Consider the following 23,386-nt stretch of genomic DNA (forward strand, 5'->3'; position numbering starts at 1 on the left):
ACATTGACAATTAATGGCAAAGCCGACCACTAGGACGGCTTTGCGCGGCGTAGACGTTAAGTAGAGCACAGGGTGCCGAACGGCGCTAGCGGCCGCTCGGACTAACGCTATTTTTACGCTTTTATCGCGATATGATTAGGGGGCTGCGTTTGCATAAGAATCAACCCACTATTTAGCCAAGTTGGCGATTTGCTTTGCCAGCTCGGTGGGGTTACCCGCATTTCTATTGGCTAGCACGATGACGACCAGCTCATTGCCAAAGTCTAAGCGCCAATAGGTCTTGGCACCGTTTTGTGCGCCAGAATGGCCAAAGACGTTATTTTTCCAGAAGGATTTTCGTGTACTGTCCTTGGTTACTTGACCTGCGAATAGCTTCAGTCCAAGACGTGCCATATCGGTGGCCGAAGACTCCAGGCCTCCACCGGCATACTTCCAGCTAATATTGTCTCTCTTCGCTTCAGATGTCGCACTTTTGTAGATCATTGCCCGCTCTTTCACGGATTTTTTCATATTCTCAGCCCGCAATGTGGGTAAACCAAGCGACTGTCCGAAGTGTTGCTCAATCAGTTTTGGGAAACTGGATTTAGCCGCCCCTTCAAGCGCCGCTCCGGCAACGGTATAGGCATGAGTGCTGTAACATCGCTTGCTGCCCGGAGAAAACCTCAGAGCGTCATCGATAAACAGGGACATGGCCTGGTTTTGCGTCGAAAATTGGCTAGAACTCTTGTCTTTTCCGGCAAGGCTCTTAGGCACCCAACAACACTTGGGATCCGTGTTCTTACAATCTTTAGGTCTGCGGGAACCCTTATAGTGTCGAATGCCCGAACGGTGTTCCAGTAATTGGCGTACGGTATGCGTGTGGGCGGAGGGCAAATCGGACACGTAATCAAGGGTGGGGTTATCTACAGATAATTTATTTTGATCGATTAAACGCATTGCCAATATAGCGGTTACCGGCTTGCTGACCGAAGCGAGACGGTAAATCGTCCCTGCATGGGCTGCGCTCTTATCCTTCACATTGGCCAATCCAAAGCCGCGTTCATAGACTATCTTGCCTTTTTTGCCTATGGCTACACTGACGCCCGGGATATTGTTGTCTTTACGGTATTTTTCTACGAGCTTATCGATACTTTTACGTGGACCCCAGCTCAGGCGCTCGCCATTTTGCCGCCAAACACCCGCATATCGAGTACCCTTGTTAGTGTTATAGGCCTCAAAATCCTCTAGCCGATAACCTTGATCTTTAGCGGTCTTCCAAGCGTTAGCATACCCTTGGGCTGACATATCACGGAGGGCTTTCCAACCGCGTTTATTGGTGTTCTTCACCCAGATTGCGGCATACTGATGTTTGCCACCGAGACGATATGATTCCAGATCAAGTACCCGATAGCCTTGGTCTCTAAAGCTTTTGAACTTCTCGGCATACTGAGATGCAGACATATTTCTAAACTCGGCCCAGGCAGTGTTGCCGGTATTTTTAACCCAGATAGCAGAATAAGCCGTTTTTCCCCCATTTTTATAGGCTTCAATATCCACCATCCGATAACCATTGGCTTTGTTCTTATTAAACTTTTCTTTGAACTGAGCCTCGTTTAAATTGCGGTACGACAGCCATTTTATGTTTTCTTTGTTTTCCACCCACACACCGGCATAGCGCATGCTATTTCCGACTTTGTAGGCCTCTTGATCAATTAAACGATATTTATCTTTGAGGGAGTTCCAGGTATTAGAAAACTGCTCATGGGTTTGATCTCTGAGGCTTCGCCATTTTCGATTGTCTGTGTTGTGCTGCCAAATTGCAGAATACAGACGTTTGCCGTTCACTTTATCGACCTCGATATCGACTACGCGATAGCCTTGGCGTGATTTCTTTTTAAAATATTCTCCGAACTTTTCACTTGAATAACCACGAATACTGGACCAACCAACCTGATCGGGGTCATCGATTGATTGCGCCGACGCGGTATTAAAGAGCAGGATACTGATAATCAACAAAGCCGCCGATATGCTTTGTATGGTATTAGCTCGATTCATCTTAATCTCCTTTTGGGCTTTCCCGAGTGAACGTAGGTGATATTTAAACTCCCGTACCTGGGCATGAAGGAAGCCAAACCGCTTGTTATCGAGACCTTGCTAGGTCACCTACCATACAAGAAAGCCTAATTCATGAAGGTTAAAAGTCCAACGACAGTGCCTCTATCGTTTTTTTACCTGCTTCGCCAATTGTCTAGAGCAAAGCATGTGCAGGCTCAAGCAGCACCAAGGTGGATATTTACGGAAAAATATGCACTAATAAAATAATCACAAAAACTAAATAACTATTCACGGTGTAAGACTTATGAGTGGTAGTGAAACCCAAAGCGTGTATGTAGTTGATGACGATCCTGTGGTGCTTGATGCCATTGCCGAGTTGCTGCAATCCGTCGAGTTAAACACCCATACCTATGCTTCGGCGCAGCAGTTTTTCGATGCCTACAACGACGACATGAGCGGCTGCCTGCTGCTTGATATTCGTATGCCCGACATGAACGGCATGGAGTTGCAAAAGCGCTTAAGTGGCATTAATGCCAAGCTTCCCATTATTTTTATCAGCGGCCATGCCGATGTTTCACTGGCGGTGCGGGCGATGCGCGAGGGTGCCTTTGATCTAATTGAAAAACCATTTAGAGACAATGACTTGCTTGAATGCATTTATGGTGCCTTGAAAAAAGACAAGGAGGCTAGGGCGGGGCAAGCGGGACAGGCCGAGATTAAAAAAAGGCTGGCAACCCTAACTAACCGGGAGCGCGAAATTTATGATCTGGTGGTCGCCGGCAAGGCTAACAAGGTGATGGCCATCGAGCTGGGCGTGAGCCAGCGCACGGTGGAAATTCACCGCGCTCGGGTGTTTAAAAAAATGGCCGTGCGTTCGTTGGCCGAGCTGGTACGAATGAACACCATGCTAGACTCTTAGCCTCATCTATCCCAGCCCAGAGGTCCCAGCCCAGAGGTGCCGACGCTGGTCGGTCAGGGCGCCATTTATCTTTCTATAACACATCTTTTTTACATAAATATAACGCTAACTGACTTTTGTCAGTTAGCGCTCGTGTGTTTTCTGTAAATTGAACTGGCCAAGTATACAAAACCAAACTCAATAAGCGCTCGCGTGTGCATCTGCCGCGTCGGGCAAATGCGTTTCCCCCGCCTTAGGGAAACCGACAAACACATGTTGAGGAGGCTTTTGATGAATTTCAAAAAGTCACAAATTAGCTTATGCATCTCCTTGGGTGCAGCAACGGTGGTTGCTGGCCCGGTCAGTTATGCAAAATCGGCACAGCCGATCGTCAATGAAGCTGTGGTACACACCACAACTCGCCCTTTAATCCAGTTGGCCGCAGCGGTCAATAAAGACGCTAAAGCACGTCTGCAGATCGGTAAAATGGATGCCATCAGCGGTGAAGTGTCGCCTAAAACCAGCGAAGTGATTCAAAACTTCGAGCTGCCGTTTGTAACCAGCGAATCGCAAAAACATGCATCGTCATTAGACGCATACAGCAATCTATCCATGCTTGAGCCGTATATGGCGGCGAAAAACTTGCAAACCGATTTTGGCGGCGACACCATGCCATCTCCTTTGTTGAGCTTTGATGGCGTCGACAATGTGAACCGCGTGGCACCGCCCGACACCGTAGGTGATGTCGGCCCGAATCATTATGTGCAAATGGTGAACGTATCCTTCGCGGTATGGGATAAGCTAGGCAATATGCTGATTGAGCCCACCCCGACCAATGCCCTGTGGGATGAATTAGGCGGTATCTGTGCAGCGAACAACGATGGTGACCCCATTGTGTTGTACGATCAATTTGCCGACCGTTGGATGATGAGCCAGTTTGCCATCAACCCAAGCGATTATCATGAATGTATCGCCATTTCCAAAACCTCGGATCCGACCGGCGAGTGGCACTTATATGACTTCAAAATCAGTGAAGTCAAAATGAACGACTATCCGCACTTCGGTGTTTGGCCTGATGGCTATTATATGTCGGTCAACCAATTCTATCTTGATGGCCGTGAAGATCAGTGGGGTGGCGCCGGTGCCGTTGCCTTTGAGCGTGATAAAATGTTGCGCGGCGAATCGGCGCGGATGATCTATTTCGACGATCCGCACCCGGTACTCGGTGGTATGTTACCGTCCGATCTCGATGGTATGACGCCGCCGCCAGAGGGCGCGCCGAACTACTTCTTGCAACCCATCGATGAGTCGCAAGGTTACGACAGCGACGAAATGCATGTCTGGGCCTTTAAAGCAGACTGGGAAAACCCAGAAAACTCAACCTTTGAGCAGGTGGCCGCAGTTCCGGTGACCGGTATGGATTTCAGCAGCTGTAGCGGCGGCTGTATTCCGCAGCCGGGTGTATCAGCCGAAAACTACCTGGATAAAATCCCTTACCGTCTTATGAACCGCCTGGCGTATCGTAACTTTGGCGATCACGAATCTTTGGTGGTGAACCACACGGTTTATACACCAACGGAAACCGGTGCCGCTCGTTGGAGCCCACGCTGGTATGAAATTCGTAATCCGAGCACCGAAGCCGTACTGCATCAGCAGGGTAGTTATGCGCCAGATGGCGACTCGCGCTGGATGGGCAGTGTGGCCATGGATGCCATGGGCAATATGGCCCTAGGTTATACCGTGAGCGGAGAAAATACTTATCCTTCAGTACGTTACACCGGTCGTTTGGCCTCGGACCCTCTTAATATGATGGCCCAGGGTGAGCAGGAAATAGTTGCTGGTGGCAGCTCTCAGCTCGGTGCTAATGGCCGCTGGGGTGACTACAGCTCTATGAACATCGACCCGGTTGATGACTGTACCTTCTGGTATACCCAGGAATATTACGGCGACACCAACCCGGGCGGCATTGACTGGCGTACCCGTATCGGCTCGTTCAAATTCCCTAACTGTACCGCAGGCCCAACAGGTACCCTAAAGGGTCACTTGTATGGCAGTACCGGGGAACCTTTAGCGCAAGCGCAGATCAGCGTAGGTGCCATGACTACCTTTACCGATGAGTCTGGTTACTATGAAATTCTGGCCCCGGTAGGCGAATATGATGTCGCCATGGTGGCTTACGGTTATGCGCAGGTCGACTTCAGCGCCATCAATGTGGTCAAAGATGGCGCAAAAGTGGTTGATGCCACCTTGTCAGAGCTACCGAAAACCACACTAGTGGGTCGTGTTGTCGATGGTTCAGGTCATGCCTGGCCAATTCCAGCATCTTTAACCCTGATGGGCGATCTAACCAAAGATGTGAACTTCAGCAACGACTCCAGTACCGGCGAATTCAGCATTGAAGTATATCAAGGCTGGCCTTATGCCATTAAGGTTGCTTCACTGGGCGAGGGCTATGTTGCTCAAGAGGTGAAAGTCGATACTTTGCAAACCAATGATCTGGGTGAAATTGCCCTGATGGTTGACAGCAAAGCCTGTGTAGCTCCGGGCTATCAGTCTTTGGGTATTGTTGAAGATTTCGATGGCACGGCCTTCCCGCCGGCCGGTTGGAACGTGGTAAATAATGCCAGCAGCGATGAAATTATCTGGAAAACCAGCACCGACTGGGCACGTCCTAACTATACCGGTGGCAGCGGTCATGCCGCGGCTATCGACAACGACCGTTATGGTTGGGGTCGTTACGACTCGGATCTGATCACGCCTGAGATTGCGGTTAGCGATCTGAACGGTGTAACCAGCTTGCAGTTCAAAATGGACTTCGTTGGTGGCATCTACGGTGGCTCCATGCTGGATATGGACATCAGTCTTGACGGCGGTGCCTGGAATTCGGTGCTGAGCTATGGCAATACCATGCGTGAATTCCGCGTCGATTATGACCTGGCCGAACACCTGGTAGGCGCGCAGAGTTTCCGTTTACGTTGGCGTTATCACACAATCTGGGACGGAGAACAGTTCGATAACTGGGCCCAAGTCGATGATGTGACCATAGCCCAAAGCTGTGCCAGCGTTGAAGGCGGTCTGGTATCGGGGCACGTGCTAGATGCCAATACCGGCGAGCCGGTGGCCAATGCGATCGTCAGTACGGACAAAGGTCGCAGCACATCAACCAAAGCCGATGGTAGCTATCTTCTGTTCACCGATCTGGGTGACGTAGAATTAGCGGTGAAACAGGCCGGTTATACGCTACAAAGTGAGACGTTGAGCGTGGCGCTTAATGAAGTGCTAGAGCAGGACTTCACGCTTAATGCCGGTAAATTGGATGTGGATACGCAAACTCTGGAGCTGTCTGTGACCAGTGGCCGTAGCCTGTCAACAGCGTTGAATCTCGCCAACAAGGGTTCGGACGTATTGAACTTCAATATCGAAGAAATCAATGCGGCGCCGCGCCAAGACATGGTAGGTCCTGCGTTTGCTATCGGTGGCCGTAAGTTTGGCCCTAAAGATCTATGGGACTTAAACACTCGTGATATTCGTGTGCCATTTATCTTCCCTGATGCACCGAAAATGAATGCCGAGCTGGTACAAAGCTGGCCGATCGACCTGGTTGCCACCAATGGTGTTGCCTTTGACCAAAGCACCGGCGATCTATGGCTCAATAACCTGGGTGTATTCGGTGGTGACGATAAAATCTATCGCTTTAAAACCGACGGTACGAAAACGGATCAAACCATGGATGTGAGCCCCTTGCTAAGCACCCGTGGTGCCCATGCCGGCATGGCGTTTAATAAGCGTACCGGTAAGCTCTGGCAGATCATCGTTGGCGGCGACCGTTGTATCTATGAATTCGATACCAACAGCCTAAGCGCTACCGGTAACCGTATTTGTCCAGATCTGCCTAGCTCGCAACGTGGCCTGGCGTATGATCCCAATGGCGACCAATTCTTCTCTGGTTCGTTTATTGATGGTCTGGTACACCGTTTTGCCAGCGATGGTACTTTGTTAGAGTCGACCGATGTGGGTCTGCCTGTGGCCGGTCTAGCCTTTAACCCGGCAACCAATCACTTGTTTGTCGCCGCTAACAGCTTTGCGCCTATGGATATCGATATCTATGTGCTGGATGTAAGCGACGAATACCGTGTGGTCGGTGGTTATTCAGTGCCTGGCCGTGCCGACGGCGGTGGCTCTGGTATCAGCCTGGATTGCGACGGCAACCTGTGGGTATTGGATATCGAAAGCCAGCAGATGATCCAGATTAAATCTGGTGAAACCGGGGTATGCGAATTCAAAGAAGTGGACTGGTTAAACTCGACGCCAAGCAAGGGTCAACTTGCTCTGGAACAGACGCAGCAAGTACAAATCGATGTTGATGCCAAAGACATGGAGCCAGGCTTCTATCAGGCACAATTGTTGATGGCCAATGATTCGCCTTACCTAGCGCAAAACGTGTTGGTTAACCTCAACGTACTTGAGCGCACCCCCGGTGAGTTGGGCTTTACCGTGAGCCAGTATCGCGTGAACGAAAACGAAGGCTCGGTGACCTTGACCGTGTCTCGTCAAGGCGGCAGCGATAATGCCCTAAGCGTAAGCTATGAAACTTTGGATGCTACGGCGGTTGCCGGTAGCGATTACCAAAGCGCCAGCGGTCAATTACATTGGCAAGACCTGGACGACGGCGACAAGGAAATCACCATTGCCGTGATGAACGACGGCGAGAAAGAACAGCCCGAGTCCTTCTCCGTGCGTTTGCACCAGGTTGACGGTGGCGCAACGCTTTCAAGCCAGGTATTGGCAACGGTTGAGATCGAAGACGCCAAGTCTAAGAGCAGCGGCGGTAGCAGCCACCCATTTGTACTAATGCTACTGGCCACGTTAGCCTTGTTTAGACGCGGCCACGGTCGTGCGCTAAAGACTAACGCATAAAGTAGTACCCTGTAACTAAGGAGCTCCTAGAGCTCCTTATTTCCCTTAGGAGTTAACCATGAATAAATTACTTCTTATCGGTGTTTTTTGCCTAGCTGCCGGCGCTCTTTCCGCACCGGTTGAGGCGCAAAGTTGGCAAGCGATGAAGCAGGAGAAAAAAAGCAAGATCAATAAGTTACACGCTTTTAATAGCGAGCAGGAGCGCCTGGTTGCGCGCTTTTTAGATTTAAACGCTCAGGTGCAGCAATTAGCGCTGCAGGTGAGTGATGCACAGCAAACATCCCCTGTGCTGGAGCCGAGCGGTCAACATGACCTAGATTTCGACAAAGGCAGTTATTATTTTGTCGACCACTTAAGTGCACAGCTAACCCGATTAGCTGATGCCAATAATGCGCTGCTGGCGAACTTCGGCACCGCCGCCGCAGGAGGGAATACTTCCCTACAGGCTAGTTACCTGGCTCTACGTAAGCAGTTACAGGATCTGACGGTGCAACTGAATGAATTTGAACGTCGCAGCGAAAAGTTGCTGGTGTCGGCCTCGCCACTGTTAAAGCGAAAAATCCATGCTTCCTTGTCCAGCGGCTTGTTGTTGGCGGCGCAATTGCCGGCGCAACTTCAGGACAACACCACCTTGACCCTTTCCTTAGAGGCCTATCGTTAATTGATGGCCGAGCGTTAAACATCCTCTTTCCATGTTCTCCGGGCTCTTCAATTGCTGATTTGTCCCGGATTTTTTTACCCGCAAATTCATACTCCTAAGTTAAAAACAGCCGATAAACAAAAATAACATCCTGTTAACTGATAATTGTCAGTTACAGCCCGACGATAGTTTCGTACTTTGGCATGAGTATACAAAAGGCACAAATGTAACGGCTATTTACACGTATCTAATTCGCATAATTTCGAGTTTGGTTACCGGCAGTGCGAATACGTGAGTCATAAAAGTAAATAACAGGAGACTTTTGATGAACTTCAACAAGTCAAAATTGCAAAGCTGCGTGCTTATTGGCTTGCTCGGGCTAATAGGCAGTAATCATGCCTTTGCCGAGATGCCGCAGGCTCTAGTGGTTGGTGAGTCAGTCAAGAATTTAACAAGCCAGAGTACTAGCAATGCAGCCATGGCGTTAAAACCGGTGAGCCCAACCTTGGCCACCGCGGGTAAGGCGCCGCTTTCAAAGTCAGTAACAGGCCAGTTCGAGGATCAGCTCGAATTGTATAACGCACAACAACAAAGCCTGGTTTCAATGGCTTTAGATGGATTTACCGATCCCCTGGTACAAACTACGCTGGGTGAGCGAGCCATCTCAGAACCCAGTCTTAACCTGGATGGCCAGGGCGCCGATTGGGGCGATGCCGCCGTACCGGATACCAGTTTAGATGTAGGCGCCAACCACGTAGTGCAAGTGGTCAACATGTCCTATGCGGTATGGGATAAGAACGGCCAATTAGTTCAAGGGCGTACGCCAACTACACAGCTTTGGCAGGAGCTTGGTGGCGTGTGTGCCGATCCAGATGCCAAGCCACCGGCTATTGTCGGCTGGACAGCGCAACAAGACCGCGATGGCGCGGTCCTGTATGACGTTTTAGCGGATCGCTGGTTACTAAGCCAAACTGCGTTTGACGGCGCCAAGATGCACCAATGTGTGGCGGTGTCGAAAAGTGGCGATCCCACCGGCGAGTGGCATCTTTACGATTTTATTGCCACCGACTCGAAATGGTATGACAAGGCGCAATTCGGTGTCTGGGGCGATGGCTATTATATGGCCGCGCCACAATATTCTCCTGTCGACAAGTCTAAGCAAGGGATGGCGGTTGTGGCCTTTGAGCGTGAAAAAATGCTCCATGGTCTAGCGGCACAAACCTTGTATTTCGACCAAGCCGATATGCACAACGCCTTACCGGCGGATATGGATGGCATGCGCGCACCACAGGCAGGCTCGCCTAACTACTTTATGCAAATGCTCGATGATCAGGTTCATGGTGTTGCCGCGGACGCATTGCAGCTGTGGGGCTTAGAGGCCGATTGGCAAAACCCGGAGCAAAGTAACTTTGCCTTGTTAGCGACCTTGGCTACCGAGCCTTTCGACATCGATCAAAGCTGCGGTAAAACCTGTGTTGCTCAGGACTCCTGGGGTGGCGACAGCTATAACGCCCTAGACGCTCATCAGCAAGCGCTGATGTACCGTTTGGCTTACCGCAACTTTGGCGATCATGACAGCCTGGTGGTAAACCACACGGTGGCAACCGGTGATAAGCATTTTGGTGTGCGCTGGTATGAAGTGCGTAACCCAGGTAGTGAAGCCACTATTCATCAGCAAGGCACCTATGCGCCCGATGCGGCCAGCCGTTGGCTAGGCAGTATGGCCATGGATGCGGTGGGCAATATCGCTTTGGGCTATAGCGTTTCCAGTGCCGATATGTTGCCGGCGATGCGTTACAGTGGCCGTTTAGCCAGTGATCCTCTTGGCCAACTTGGCTATGGTGAAGGCAGCGTCACCGAAGGTTTAGCACCTCAGGTGAACTCGTTCGACGGCAGCTGGGGCGAGCGTGCGCAAATGACCATCGACCCAAGCGATGACTGCACCTTCTGGTTTTCCAGTGAGTACGGTGCTGACACCGATTTCGAAACCCTTTGGGGAACACGCATCGCGAAATTCCAGCTCGATCAATGTCAGGCCGAGCCGCAAGGCGTGGTTACAGGTGTGATACGTGACAGCGAGACAAATGCAGCACTGGCCGGCGCCGAAGTACGTTTTGGTGACTACAGCACCATAGCCGATGCACAAGGCGTCTATACACTGTCTTTGCCTCTGGGCAGCTATGAATTTAAGGCACGTGCTTATGGTCACCCTATGACCGACTTGGGTTCGGTGCAGGTGGCCAGCGAAGGTGAGTTAACTAAGGACGCGTCTTTGGTTTCCCTACCTAAGGCAACCATTAGCGGTAAGGTGGTTGATGGTTCAGGTCACGGTTGGGGATTACCGGCGAGCTTGCAGCTAAGCGGCGAGTTGGTGCCTTATACGGTGATCAACACCGACCCCATCAGTGGTGAATTTACCCTGGATGGTTACGCCGGATGGCCGGTAAACCTGATGGCCTCGTCCGTCAGTTATAATCCTCAAAATGTGGCGACTCAGGCCAATGGCGATACCGAGCTAGGTAACATTGCCTTGCAGGTGAACAAGGATGTGTGTGTTGCTCCCGGTTACAACAAGGCCGATAGCAGCACCTCCTCTGTGGTCGAATTTGAAGATGTGAACTTCCCACCTACGGATTGGACCGTTGTCGATAATGCCGGTACTGGCGTGGTGTGGAAAACCAGTGAGCAATGGAGTCGTCCTAACTTAACCGCTGGCAGCGGTATGTCGGCGGCGGCGGACAGCGACCGCGGCGGTCGTAACCTTTACGATACCGAGTTGATCACTCCTGTTATCTCTGTTGCTTCGTTGCAAGGCTTTGAAACCGTGAGTTATGAGCAGGCCTTTAAGGCGTATGCCCAGTCGGTGTTCGATTTTGATATCAGCGTTGACGGTGGTCAATGGCTGAACATTCATAATCTGATCACAGACAGCATCGGCAAGGTCGTTGTTGACTTGGGCACTTACCTAGAGGGGGCTGAGAGTTTCAGACTAAGATGGCGTTATTACACCCTGAGTGTTGATAATGCCTATGACTGGTATGTGCAAATCGATAATGTTGAGTTCGGTTTAGGCTGTGGCTTTGCCGAGGGTGGCTTGCTGGCAGGGATGATCACCGATGCCAACACCCAGGCCCCGTTAGCGCAAGCTCAGGTACAAAACCAGCAGGGTAAGGTTACATTAACCGCTCAGGATGGCTTCTATCGTCAGTTTAATGCCGCCGGTGAGCAGAGCATGAGCATCGCCCTTAGCGGCTATGCGCAGGCCGAGCAAAGCGTAAGCATTGCCAACGATCAGGTCAGCGAGCTTAATGTTGCCCTTAATGCCGGTCTGCTAACCAGCTCGGCTCAGGCGCTCGAACTGGATGTGGTTGCCGGACGCAAAGTTGCCAGCGATATCACCTTGGCCAACGAAGGCAGTTATGGGCTTAACTACAAGGTTGCTGAAGTCGCACCACCCAGTGGTGATAACCCGAGTGAGGCAAGCCTGGGCGATAACCAGGAAGCACAGGCTTTGAACATTGCCCGCCCATATGGCATGGTGGTTGATAAGGTGACCAACAGCGTTTGGGTTAACAGTGCCAAAGCCTTCGGCGGTGACAACAAGCTCTATCGTTTAGACGAACAGGGCCAGAAAAGCGGCGATGTAATCGACCTGAATCCGCTAGCGGCAGGCGATGATCTGGTTGCGGATCTTGCGTTCAACACCCGCACCAACACCGCTTGGCAGGCCATTTTCAGTGATGAAAACTGTATCCATGAGCTTGACCTTAACGCCATGCAGTTGACGGGCAAGCGCGTGTGTCCAGACCTGGACGGTAATGGGGTTGGCGGCTTGGCCTATGATCCGCATGCCGATCAGTTACTGGTCAGTAGCTACAATGCACAGAAATTGTATCGCGTGAACTTCGATGGCAGCGTCAGCGCCGAATACGACCTTGGTCTACCTGCCTTTGGTTTGGCCTACAACCCGAATGTTGGTCATCTGTATGTCAGCGCCAATGGCGAGAATGGGGTAGGCAGTGACAAGGCCGATCAGATCTTAGATCTGTACGTTGTTGATTTGCACAACGAACTAAGCCTGGTTGGGGCAACGCGTGTAGATGGTATGAATAGCTTTTCGCAAGCGGGTCTAGACCTCGATTGTGATGGCACCTTGCATGCCATGGACCTGGTAATGTCGCGCACCTTTAGCCTTGCCTCGGGGCAGCAACAGGTGTGTGCACAGCCGCAAGCAAGCTGGTTCACCTACTCCGAAGATGGTGGAGCGCTAAATGTCGGCGAGCAACAGGCCTTGACCTTGGGTGCCGATGCGGCCGCCTTGGCTCCGGGTGTCTACCAGACCACCTTGTTACTGCAAGACGATACCGCCTATGCGGCCCACGAAATTGCCGTAACCCTGAATGTCAACGAACCCGTGTTGGGCGAGTTTGGCTTCGAGGTGAGCGCCTATGAAGTTAATGAAGGTGACAATCAAGTCGTGGTGACGGTACAACGTACCGGCGGCAGCGATGGTGCCGTGGCACTGAACTATCAAAGTCTTGATGGCACAGCTAAAGCGCTGGCGGATTATCAACCTGCGTCGGGCATGCTGTACTGGGATGACCAAGATGGGGAGGCGAAGTCCTTCACCGTTAAGCTGGTGGATGACGCCGAGGTAGAAACCATGGAGTCGTTTAATATCCTGCTCAGTGCCGACGATGAGACGTTATTGAACGCCGAGGTGGTTACCACGGTCAAAATAACCGATAACGACAAGCAGAAGGGCAGCAGTGGTTCACTGTTCCACCTACTGTTTATGTTAGCGGCGTTAACTCTGGTTCGCAGAAAAGCGTAAAACTAACCCTAAGGCGCCGAGTTTCGGCGCCTTATTTGCTTTAGGAGACAGTTATTATGAAAACCTTTAAGCCCGGATTATTAATTGGCCTGACTGCGTTCATGACCCTCAATGTAAGCGCACCCGTTTTTGCCCATAACGGCGAAGTTGACACCAACCAAAGCAAGCCTCCCAAGGTGACAACCAATGTCAAACCTGAAAAGGAAGCACAGCCTGAACAAGCGGCTTCTAAACCGGAGTGTGAGGGCGAAACCAGGGTGATCCCTTTGCATCAATTGCCCGTGGAGCGCAAACTCAATGAACAGAAAACGCCTATGACGGAGCAACAAAAGCCGAACCAAACACAGCCTGCCAAGGCTAAAGTAGCTACGAATGCGGCCAAGGGCGAATCAAAATCGCTACGTGATATCAGCGCCGAGGAGCGTCAGCAAGAGTGCGCGAACGCCAAGCCCGTTAAGGTGATGCCCATTGGCCGCCTGCCGGTAGAAAACGCCATCAGCAAGCAGAAAAAGGACCAAAAGGATAAAGGAAACAATTAATTGTCGCTGTGTTTATAGTGGCTGTTTGCGCCATTTAAGGTATGGTAAAGAGAGTAATACACCGCCTTGGCGCTGGCTAAGGGGGGTAGTCAGTTGAGGACCCATACCATGCGTACCTTTTCTTCCCGGCATAGAACGGTCAGGCGGCTGATCCTCTATATCATCCTGTTTAGCTCGGCGATCACTCTAATATCGTCGGCATTGCAACTGTACTTGGAATACACCAAGGGTGTAAGCGATATCAATGCCGAGATTCATCAAATCAAAGACAGCCAGCTTGAAAGCATTGCCCTCAATGTGCAAGACCGCAATATACAGTTGCTCCAGCTGCAACTTGATGGACTGGTTAAGCTGCCTGGGATCGAGCGTATCAGTATTGTTACCACCGACAGGGTGAAATGGCGTGCCGGTGAGGTGATGTCCAATGAAATTATCGATGAACGTTTTGTCTTGTATCAGCATGGCAGGGAGCAGGAGCCGCCCCTAGGGATTTTGCAAATCGTGGTGGGTCTGGATGAGTTATATAGCCGCCTCACCGACCGGGTGTATTTTATTGTTATCAGTAATGGCATTAAAACCTTCTTAGTGGCCGGTTTTATCCTCTATCTGTTTCAATACCTGGTAACCCGTCATCTCGGTAAAATCAGTGACTTTGCACAAAACCTGACCTTTGATAAGCCTATACCACCCTTGGTGCTGGACAGGACGGAAAAGGAGCGAAGCTCTCCGGATGAGCTGCAAACCGTGGTCACAGCCCTTAATGGCATGCAATTACGCCTTGGCGATGAGCTGAAAAAGCGCCTGGAAGCGGAGCAAAAACTTTTGGCCAGTCGCGACCAAATCGCCCACCTCGATAGGCTTAACAGCATGGGCGAGATGGTCAGCACCATCACCCATGAAATCAATCAGCCTCTAACCGCCATTGCTAGTTATGCCCAAAGTGCCACCCGCCGTATCGACAACGCCCGTCCCGAGCAGCAGGCCGAGCTGCAGCAATGGTTAGCGACGACCCTAAAGAAAATTTCCGAGCAGGCGCTGCGCAGTGGCAAGGTGCTGCAACGGATCCGCAACTTTGTGAAATTGCGGGCCATGGATATGCAGCGGCTGGATGCAAATACCATGCTTCGCGAGGTGAGCGACATGGTGGAGACCACGGCCAACAGTAACCAGGTGAGTTTGGTGCTCGAACTCAATCCGTCGCCCTTGTATGTCGAGGGCGATCCGGTACAGTTGCAGCAGGTGAGCATTAACCTGATTAAAAACGCCATTGAGGCCAGTCACCCGGGCGCTCAGGTGGTTATTTCTACCTGCCTTAACAGAGATAATAATGAGGTGGAGTTGTGCATTCACGATGAGGGCGTGGGGGTGAGTGGCGAGGCCGTCGAGCATCTTTTTGAACCCTTTTATACCAGTAAGAAGCAAGGCATGGGTGTGGGGCTGTCAATCAGCCTGGCGATTGCCAAGGCGCACAATGGTACCTTGAAGTATCAGGCCAATGCTCAGGGCGGATGCGACTTTACTTTGACCTTACCTGCCGTTGGCGAGGAGGTGGCTTATGACGTTTAAAATGAGCTTTGCGCTGCGAGTGACCCTGCTGCTGTGCGCCATTTTTATCATCATAGCGGCCTTGGCGTTTTCTCAGCTGCAGCGAGTTGAACAAACACAGGTTGAAGACGAATTATCCAAGGTGTTGCAGGTCAATTTACACGGTCACTCCAGCTATTATTCCTTTGAGGGCGAGGGTGACCAAGTACTGGATGACTTTGCCAGCTTTTGGCCAGGGACCTTGCACGGCGCCGCGCGCAGTGCCGGTAAAACCGGCAAGGGTCTAGACTTCTCGGTGCATCAGGACGCTCATATGGGTGTGGATATCTGCTGTAAAATTGGTAAGCCGCTGTCGACTACGCGTTGGCGTGAGGTGACCTTTGAAAATGGTGGCATCAGTATCGCCATGTGGCTCAAGCCCCTGGCCCTGGAAGACAAGCAAATTTATCCTTTGTATGGTGGCTGGTATGGCGATGTACAAAGTAACAAGCTGAGAGTGGTAGACAAACGCGTAGAGTTACTGATCTACTCAAGCTCCGGATACCAGCCAAAATCAGTGGTTAAAAGTAACACTCGCCTGGTAAACGGCCAGTGGACGCACGTCGCTGTGGTGCATAATGGTAAACAAGCGCGGCTGTTTATTAACGGTGAGCTTGATGCCGCCCAAGACGCCAACATTAGCGTTAGCTCTATCGTCAATGATGTGTTTTTAGGGGGGATCCCCAAGCAACATGCCACCCAAGGCAAGCATGCCTTTGCTGGCGTTATCGACGACTTTTTTATGTCGGAATTAATTTTAACGGATAAAGAAGTCAACGCATTGTTTAATAAAGATAAATTGGCGGCGCAGCAGTTGGGAGAAAACTAGCACCCAACTGCTTCAATAGCGCTTAAAACTGGTAGCTGATGGCAATGCCCACGTTTCGCCCCGGCGCGTAGGGTGCACTGTCATCGGCGCTGACGCGATAGAGGCGATCACCGGCATTGTCGAGCCACAGACGTACCTTGGTTCGTTCATTGAGCTGATAGGTCAGTTTGGTCGAAAGCAAGGTATGGCTGGGCAGGGGTAACTCTGAGGGCCCCACCTCGTCCTTGGCACTGCGTAATGTTGCACCCAGATCCCATTGCCAACGGTCGCCCTGGTAGGTCGAAGTGAGTTTATGTTCGCCGGCACCAATGTCGGCAAGGGGGCGCCCCTGTTCATCCTCGCCGTTAAGCCACTGACCACCGAGGCCGAGGGAGAAGTTGTCGGTTACCTGAAATGCCGCCTTGTATGCCAGTCCTTTAATTTTCCCGGAGCCCACATTGATATAGCGACGTGTATCGGCATCGATATCGATGCGTTCGATGTAGTCGTCAATATGCTGGGAAAAGGCGCTGACGCTCCAATTAAAATCCGATTTCTGGTAGGAGAGCTTGGCTTCAAAGCCCAGGCTTTGCTCCGGCTCGAGCTCCAGATTGCCCTCCACGCGGCCGCGGGGGGTTTCACCAAAAAAGTAGCTTTCCGTCAGCGCCGGCTGGCGAAAGGCCGTACTGGTGATAAACTTCGCCGCTAATTCGGGCGTGAGTGCCCAGCTAATACCGGCAAAGCCACTGACATTGGTGTCGTTGCGGCTCCCTTGTTGTGCCTTGGTTTTACTGTAATCGAGGCGGGCACCAAGCAACAGGTCGATGTTATCCAGGCTACGGGTCGCATCGTACACCAGGGCGCCCTGGTACTGGCTGGCGTCCAGCACGGTGTCGCTGCTGGTTAGGCCCGAGGCTAAATCAAGCTCATTTTCTGTCGCTTGCACCTGGGTTCTGGCATCGAAGGACAAACGCCATTTGCCCTGCCAATCGCCAAAATACTGATAGCCGTAAAGCGCCGCCCCATAATCCAAGGATGAATTACTCAGGGTATTGATGCGCTTGTTGGGGCGCTCAATATAGGTATCGAGATGGGCATTGTGCACATAGACATCGGCATAAATCTGGTCAAAATCAAACTCCGCCTTGGCTAAGAGATGATCATTGCGTGGGTAGAGGGTGCGTTTCTTGCTCAGTGGCGAAGCACTGGCCTTACCCAGATTGTTGCCTTCGCTATAGAGCACCCAGGCACGCGTGAGGTAGGGAAGCTCAAGGTCGGCACTTAAAAACACGTTGTGGTTTTCATAGCCGTTGTAGATGCTGTTGCCATCGGCGCTTTCGCCTTCATCGGCAGTGCGGGTCGACATTCCCCAGGAAATGCCTTCTTTGCTCCCCTGCCAGGCCAGATGTTGCGCCTGGTTATTGCTTTGCCATTGGGCATCCAATTGTTGACCCTCGACGCGGTTCAGTTTGATATCCACGGCGCCGCCCATGGCCCCGGATCCATAGTAGGTTGAAGCGGCCCCGGGAATTACCTGCACCTGTCTAATTAACGCCGGGTCGATAAATTCGGCGGCGCTGCCGGCGCGACGATCGCCATAAATGGGAATGCCTTCTACCAGGGTTTGCACTCGCCAGCGGGAAAAGCCGCGCATGCTGTACATTTGCATCATGCCGCCCTGACCGTTGAGGGAAATGGTCGGTTCCTGCGCCAGCAATTCCGACAACTGCAATGGCGAGCCCTGGGCTTGCTGCAGGTCGATGTGCTGGACCTCGATTAACTTCAGACTGGATTGATAAAAGTTCGAGGTGCTGCTGAGCACCTCAATATGCTCCATGCCATCGGCGTGGGCTGCCACAGTGACAAATCCTGGAGCGGATAAAACTAAAGGGGTGAGTGCGGTGCGTATTAACTTCATGGGCAAGGCCTCGACCTCGAAAAATAACTGATAAGGCACGCTACCATGTTCACTTTTACGTCAATATAAGTAGTTTCCGATCCCCCATAGGTACATCTACGCATAGCGAGCGCCCCATTGAATTGGCTAAATTAGCAGCATGCAAGACACGAACAGCGAATTGAATGTAGCGAGGCACCCATGATTGATCACAACATGCCATTGAACAGTGTGAATTTGGAGCTGGCTATGCAAGGAAGTATTTTTAACCTGTTGGCACCTAAGCTGGGCTTAGGCAAGCAAGCCAAGACCGCTCAGAAGACACCTCAGGTGCGCCTAAGCGAGTTGGTGAAGGGCAGCAAATCCCTTGACGCCGAGCAGCACTTGTTCCGCCAAGAGGATGAATTTAAAGCCCTTTACCTGGTGCAATCCGGTGCATTCAAAAGTTATCGACTAACGACCTCGGGCAAGGAAGTGGTCACCGGGCTGTATTTTCCCGGCGATGTTATTGGCGTTGGCGGTTTGGCACAGCAGCAACACTTTTATTCGGTGTCGGCGTTGCAGGACTCGCGAGTGTGCGAAATTCCTTTTGCGCGTCTGCTACAGGACTCGGTTGCCAACTCCGATGTATTGCTGACCATGCTAAGTCTGATCAGCCAGGAATTTTCCGCCGATCAGCATCTGCGTCAATTGCCAACAAAAAGTATTAAGTCGGCCGTCGCTTCCTTGTTGCTGAACCTTTCCTCGCGCCTGGGCAGCTCAAGGGTGCCGACCCTGTGTTTTGAGTTACCCATGAGTCGTGCCGATATTGCTAATTTGCTGGGTGTTTCCTCCGAGGCGGTCTGCCGCGAGTTCACCCGCTTAAAGCAAGAGGGCGTACTCGAGGTTAAACGTAAAAAAATCTACATCAGTGATATCGATGAGTTATACGCCCTGGCCAATGAGTAAAGGGCGTATTGGTTAGGCTGGCTCATCAACTATGCATAGACTTCTTCTGAGCTCATCCATATAGTCCCAACTTGGGTGCAGGCGCGTTTTTAACGCGTCGGTGCCCATACTTTTCAGCGCTGCCGGAGCAGTTATCTCGGCCGTTGGATTCCCCCAAAACGCATAACTGCCAATCGAGGTAACGGAGTCGGGCAGGATCACCTCGGTGAGCTCGTTACTATCAAAGGCGCTAGTGCCTATATGGATCAGCGAGTCTGGCAGGGTGACGGCCGTTAGGTGTTGGCAATCAAAGACATGAGGGGCTATGCTGGTGACCGAATCGGCCAGGGTAATGGCCTTACGTTCGCCGCCATAGGCAATCAAGGTGCGGTTAGACTCTTCCCCATAAATAAAGCCATGTGTGATCTTGCCGTTTACCTTTTCAATGCGGTTATAGCGAAACGCGGAATAGTGAATATGCTCCAGTGTTTTTGGCAGGGTGATGGCCGTGAGGGTATTGTGCTCAAAGGTGCCTTCATCAATTCGTGTCACCGCCGCGGGAAGAGCGACCGAAGTGAGCTTGTTGACCCGAAAGGCATCCGCCCCCAAATGACTCAGCGAGTCGGGCAGATTAACTTGGGTCAGCAGGTTGTACTCGAACGCCCCGGCGTCAATCCTGCTCAGCGTGTCCGGTAAATCTACACTTACTAACTCATTAAATCTAAAGGCATCTTCGCCAATGTGTGTCAGGGCTGCAGGCAGGCGAACGCCGCTGAGTTTGCTGTCCCAAAAGGCGCGCTTGCCGATGTGGGTGACCGCCTCGCCAATAATGACCTTGGAGAGCCTGATACGCTCAAACGCCGACGGCGCGATATGGGTGATACTCACCCCATCGAGATTACTGGGAATACGCACGGCAACATAATCTGAGATAAAGGTACGCGGGCCATAATTACCTTGGTATTTGACCAGGGTGCCGCTGCTACTATCTAGAATGACATCCTCTGAGGTCAGCGTGTATGGGGTGTAGGTGTAGGCAAACAGGCCAGCTAAAACAATGGCCAATAGGGGCACTAAAACGAACACCAGGGGTCTATTTAATCGACGTGATTTCATCTACTCATCCATGATTTGTGTGGCTTAACTCGGTTCCTTGCGTCATTGCTGTTGGGGCCAGGCGCAGCTCCATTGTAGCGCACCTGAGCCGAGCAAGTCAGCGTTTACAAAGGTTTTTAAATCAGGGGATTGTGTGGCTTGGCCTTGTTCACTGGGTCGATAAATTCAATTTGAGTAAGATGAAAAGGGGTGCCCCATTGCTGTATGGTCATCATATCTCGCTGGGCATAGCCTTGTAGTTTGACCTGAGCGCCGGCTTGTGAAAAGGTTGCAGGCAGGTTTAGTGGTAAAAGGCGCTTGCCATCGCGGGTAACTAGGCCGAAAAAGCCCCCTTCAAGGTTTAAATAACAGACTTCGGCCTCCAACCATTTTTCGTCTGTGTTGCTTGGCGGCGATGCGGGTGACTCTGTCATTAGCTGGACTCCATCTCTTAGTTTATTTTTAGGTTGATGGCAGCAAGGACTCGCCTTGCTCGGTCTTGGTCTTGCTGTCCGAAGCCATAAACAGGCGCTCAAGCTCGGTTGCAGACACCGGCTTACTGAAATAATAGCCCTGATAAGAGTCGACCTTATAGGATTTCAGTAGATTAAAATGCTCTTTCATTTCAACGCCTTCGGCCACAACGGTCAAATTAAAGTTATTCGCTAAATCGATAATCGATTTCACCACCAGGTGCGCGTGCTCGTCGCTGACCATGTCTTGCACAAAGGTGCGGTCGATTTTAATTTCATCTATGGGCAGCGAGCGTAAATAACTCAATGAAGAATAGCCGGTGCCGAAATCATCCAGGGCGATGGACACGCCAAACTCTCTGAGTTTATTGAGCTTTTCGGTGGCATCATTAATATCGCGAATAAGCACCGACTCGGTGACTTCAACAATTAGCTTACTGTGGTCAATCTGGTATTGCTCTACCACCTTAATAAAGTCTTCGACAAAGTGGGCGCGCCAAATCTCCTTGGCGCTGAGGTTGACCGCTATATGCAGGTGCTTACTGTGGGCCTGACTTTGCCATTGCTCGAGTTGCTGGCAAGCCCGCTCTAGCACTATGGCGCCTATGGGCACGATCAAATTGCTTTCTTCGGCCATGTGCATAAACACATCTGGGCTTAATATACCCAGGCTGGGATGCTGCCAGCGCACTAAGGCCTCGGCGCCGATCAGCGTTTCGTTCATATCGAACTTGGGCTGCAGATAGATACAAAAATCACGATTGGTGATGGAATCATGCATGGCTTTTTGCAGTTCACTGATCTGACGCAGTTCATCCTGCATATTGGTATCGAAGATCATTGCCTTTTGACCACCGCTGGCTTTGGTGCGGTACAAGGCCATATCCGCCAGTTGCAACAGCTTCATGGTGCACAGGTCATCGGCGGTAAACACCACGCCGCCAATACTGCCGGTGATCGAGTAATCGACGTCTATATCCTGCACGTCGCTGGCTAACGACGTCGACTTGGAAATTTCTTTCAGCACCCGCTCGGCAAATTGCTCGGCGCTATGCAAGGCCTTGGCTTGGTCCATATTGAGGTGCGGCAGCACAATAACAAATTCGTCGCCGCCAAAACGGGAGATGATGCCCCGATCCTGATTAATCTGTTTTAAACGCTCGGCCACCACCTTGAGCAACTGATCGCCGATATGGTGGCCAAAGCTGTCGTTGAGTAACTTAAAGCGATCCAGATCGAGAAACAATAAGGCGCTGAAACTATTACTTTTTTGATTTGCTTTTATGGTTTTTTCTAATTCAATTTCTAACTGAGCGCGGTTCAGCAGGCCGGTAAGCTGGTCAAAATAGGCCAGGTTTACGATCTTATCCTGATTGTTTTTCTCTTCGGTGATATCCAGTGCTAGGCCGACCAACCACAGCGGTTGATTGTTGTCGTCAAACTCGGCAACACGGCCGCGATCCCAAATCCAGATCACCTCACCGCTGGGCTTTTTCATACGAAATTCAATGCTGTAGGACTGATGATCTTGCAATAGCTTTTTCAGCACCTTGGCCACCATGGGTCGGTCTTCGGGGACAATACAGCTTTCAAACTCTTGGAATGACTTGTCGCTGTGCTCAATGCCGGTGATCAGCTCCCATTGGCGGTTATGCAACACCTGATTGGTCTGCACATTCCATTCCCATAGCCCTTCTTCGGACACATCCAACACATGCTCGAGGCGTTTTTTGTTTCTGTCGGCTTCTTCTTTAAGGCGGGTGATTTCGGTGATGTCTTTGGCTATAACGGCGATATGAAGTTGGTTGCGAACATCGCGAAAAGGCACCTTTACGGAATGAAAATGACGGATTTCGCCGGTATTGGCGTCAGTGGACGACTCGTACACTTCTTCTATTTCAAAGCGACGCATAATGCCTTGGACATTGTCCTTGAAAAAGTCGGCTTGCTCTTGATTTTGGGTAAAGTAATAGTCGTCTTTGCCCACCATTTGCTCCGGGGAGCAGTTGTAGAGCTTGGCCATGGTGTCGTTACAAAACTTGAAGTTGCCGTGATAGTCCTTGATCAGCACCACATCGTTGATGGAGTTGAGCAGCCGCTTGATAACGGCGGCATGCTTATTGACTTTGCGGATCACAAACAGCAGTAAGCTCATGGTTAACAACAGTTGGGTGCACAGGAGAAAAAGCACCTTGGCGATGTCATGCATATTTTGCGCGAAAAGCTTGTAGACCAGTATCATTGCCAGGGTTGAGAACGCCGATATAACGACCGCAAACAAAAAAATCTTACCCTTGTATATTTTGTTTATATCAAACATTTATAATCCTAAATTAGCATGACCTGGCAAGTCCCGACCCATTTCAAAACCCTATAAGCTAGATGAGGTTAGCGCCCATGATTGTCTTCCTTGCTGCGCAAACAGGTTATTTTTATCTGTGTTGCTTTGCGCGCGGCCGAACACGGCTGTTATATAAGGAAGTAAAGACCACATTCCCCTGGTTGCAAACTCGCTTGACGGCTCGGTTGAAAGCTCGGTTGAAAAGCTCGGTTGAAACAAACAAAGCCGACATTCGGCGCAACACCTGGCTGAAACATATCTTGGTAACGCATTTGTCTATAAACCGCTCAATTATATTGTTTCTCGGGCTGCGTTAATTTTATTCAGTTACTATCCATTATGCCCAAAAATACCAGTTAATCTAGCCGCAATAAAAATATAAGTGTATGTAAAATCAAT

The 23,386-nt window shown here is 51.0% G+C and carries 13 protein-coding genes; 8 read left to right on the plus strand and 5 right to left on the minus strand.

The genetic code is table 11. The annotated features are described in order from the left end of the window. Positions 1–168: 168 nt before the first annotated feature. Positions 169–2,034: a serine hydrolase gene (locus tag C2M36_RS07705; RefSeq protein ID WP_105254403.1), complete on the minus strand. Its 1,866-nt coding sequence runs from the start codon at positions 2,032–2,034 to the stop codon at positions 169–171. A 304-nt stretch (positions 2,035–2,338) separates the two neighbouring features. Here C2M36_RS07705 and C2M36_RS07710 point away from each other — a divergent pair, with 304 nt between their 5' ends. The 7 genes from C2M36_RS07710 (at position 2,339) to C2M36_RS07740 (ending at position 16,275) form a co-directional block, all read left to right on the plus strand. Next, positions 2,339–2,953 (plus strand): response regulator transcription factor, encoded by a 615-nt coding sequence (locus tag C2M36_RS07710; RefSeq protein ID WP_105254404.1) that lies wholly within the window; start codon positions 2,339–2,341, stop codon positions 2,951–2,953. A gap of 270 nt (positions 2,954–3,223) precedes the next feature. Continuing rightward, complete coding sequence (locus C2M36_RS07715; protein WP_158678878.1) at positions 3,224–7,849, plus strand: carboxypeptidase regulatory-like domain-containing protein; 4,626 nt, start codon at positions 3,224–3,226, stop codon at positions 7,847–7,849. Between the two features lie 58 nt (positions 7,850–7,907). After that, positions 7,908–8,510 carry a hypothetical protein gene (locus C2M36_RS07720; protein WP_105254406.1) on the plus strand — a complete coding sequence of 201 codons (603 nt, stop codon included), beginning with the start codon at positions 7,908–7,910 and terminating at the stop codon, positions 8,508–8,510. Positions 8,511–8,814: 304 nt separating this feature from the next. Continuing rightward, positions 8,815–13,323, plus strand: coding sequence for a carboxypeptidase regulatory-like domain-containing protein (locus tag C2M36_RS07725; RefSeq protein WP_105254407.1), 4,509 nt, complete (start codon positions 8,815–8,817; stop codon positions 13,321–13,323). A 56-nt stretch (positions 13,324–13,379) separates the two neighbouring features. Further along, positions 13,380–13,862 carry a hypothetical protein gene (locus C2M36_RS07730; protein ID WP_105254408.1) on the plus strand — a complete coding sequence of 161 codons (483 nt, stop codon included), beginning with the start codon at positions 13,380–13,382 and terminating at the stop codon, positions 13,860–13,862. A 108-nt stretch (positions 13,863–13,970) separates the two neighbouring features. Next, positions 13,971–15,428 carry a sensor histidine kinase gene (locus tag C2M36_RS07735; RefSeq protein WP_105254409.1) on the plus strand — a complete coding sequence of 486 codons (1,458 nt, stop codon included), beginning with the start codon at positions 13,971–13,973 and terminating at the stop codon, positions 15,426–15,428. After that, positions 15,418–16,275, plus strand: a complete 858-nt coding sequence (locus C2M36_RS07740; RefSeq protein WP_105254410.1) for a LamG domain-containing protein — start codon at positions 15,418–15,420, stop codon at positions 16,273–16,275. The genes C2M36_RS07735 and C2M36_RS07740 overlap by 11 nt, the downstream gene beginning before the upstream one ends. A 22-nt stretch (positions 16,276–16,297) precedes the next feature. On the opposite strand, the gene C2M36_RS07745 is transcribed toward C2M36_RS07740, so the two are convergent. Then, a complete protein-coding gene (locus tag C2M36_RS07745) occupies positions 16,298–18,172 on the minus strand; it encodes a TonB-dependent receptor (RefSeq protein WP_158678879.1) in 1,875 nt (624 codons plus the stop codon). 228 nt (positions 18,173–18,400) lie between these two features. Between C2M36_RS07745 and C2M36_RS07750 the strand changes: the two genes are divergently transcribed. Continuing rightward, a complete protein-coding gene (locus C2M36_RS07750) occupies positions 18,401–19,099 on the plus strand; it encodes a Crp/Fnr family transcriptional regulator (protein WP_234399116.1) in 699 nt (232 codons plus the stop codon). Positions 19,100–19,111: 12 nt separating this feature from the next. On the opposite strand, the gene C2M36_RS07755 is transcribed toward C2M36_RS07750, so the two are convergent. From C2M36_RS07755 to C2M36_RS07765, 3 genes are all read right to left on the minus strand, one after another. Next, a complete protein-coding gene (locus C2M36_RS07755) occupies positions 19,112–20,194 on the minus strand; it encodes a leucine-rich repeat domain-containing protein (RefSeq protein ID WP_105254413.1) in 1,083 nt (360 codons plus the stop codon). A gap of 116 nt (positions 20,195–20,310) precedes the next feature. Next, positions 20,311–20,607, minus strand: coding sequence for a hypothetical protein (locus tag C2M36_RS07760; protein WP_105254414.1), 297 nt, complete (start codon positions 20,605–20,607; stop codon positions 20,311–20,313). A 28-nt stretch (positions 20,608–20,635) separates the two neighbouring features. Beyond that, entirely contained in the window at positions 20,636–22,966 is a 2,331-nt protein-coding gene (locus C2M36_RS07765; protein ID WP_105254415.1) for a sensor domain-containing protein, read from the minus strand. Positions 22,967–23,386 lie beyond the last annotated feature (420 nt).

Source organism: Pseudoalteromonas sp. T1lg75, from assembly GCF_002964705.1.
Taxonomy (GTDB): domain Bacteria; phylum Pseudomonadota; class Gammaproteobacteria; order Enterobacterales; family Alteromonadaceae; genus Pseudoalteromonas.

What these genes read in the sequence shown, in the direction of transcription:
- C2M36_RS07730 (WP_105254408.1), top strand. Translation starts at nt 13,380, where the DNA reads ATGAAAACCTTTAAGCCCGGATTATTAATTGGCCTGACTGCGTTCATG.
- C2M36_RS07740 (WP_105254410.1), top strand. Translation starts at nt 15,418, where the DNA reads ATGACGTTTAAAATGAGCTTTGCGCTGCGAGTGACCCTGCTGCTGTGC.
- C2M36_RS07725 (WP_105254407.1), top strand. Translation starts at nt 8,815, where the DNA reads ATGAACTTCAACAAGTCAAAATTGCAAAGCTGCGTGCTTATTGGCTTG.
- C2M36_RS07705 (WP_105254403.1), bottom strand. Translation starts at nt 2,034, where the DNA reads ATGAATCGAGCTAATACCATACAAAGCATATCGGCGGCTTTGTTGATT.
- C2M36_RS07735 (WP_105254409.1), top strand. Translation starts at nt 13,971, where the DNA reads ATGCGTACCTTTTCTTCCCGGCATAGAACGGTCAGGCGGCTGATCCTC.
- C2M36_RS07710 (WP_105254404.1), top strand. Translation starts at nt 2,339, where the DNA reads ATGAGTGGTAGTGAAACCCAAAGCGTGTATGTAGTTGATGACGATCCT.
- C2M36_RS07760 (WP_105254414.1), bottom strand. Translation starts at nt 20,607, where the DNA reads ATGACAGAGTCACCCGCATCGCCGCCAAGCAACACAGACGAAAAATGG.
- C2M36_RS07750 (WP_234399116.1), top strand. Translation starts at nt 18,401, where the DNA reads ATGCAAGGAAGTATTTTTAACCTGTTGGCACCTAAGCTGGGCTTAGGC.
- C2M36_RS07765 (WP_105254415.1), bottom strand. Translation starts at nt 22,966, where the DNA reads ATGTTTGATATAAACAAAATATACAAGGGTAAGATTTTTTTGTTTGCG.
- C2M36_RS07755 (WP_105254413.1), bottom strand. Translation starts at nt 20,194, where the DNA reads ATGAAATCACGTCGATTAAATAGACCCCTGGTGTTCGTTTTAGTGCCC.
- C2M36_RS07715 (WP_158678878.1), top strand. Translation starts at nt 3,224, where the DNA reads ATGAATTTCAAAAAGTCACAAATTAGCTTATGCATCTCCTTGGGTGCA.
- C2M36_RS07745 (WP_158678879.1), bottom strand. Translation starts at nt 18,172, where the DNA reads ATGAAGTTAATACGCACCGCACTCACCCCTTTAGTTTTATCCGCTCCA.
- C2M36_RS07720 (WP_105254406.1), top strand. Translation starts at nt 7,908, where the DNA reads ATGAATAAATTACTTCTTATCGGTGTTTTTTGCCTAGCTGCCGGCGCT.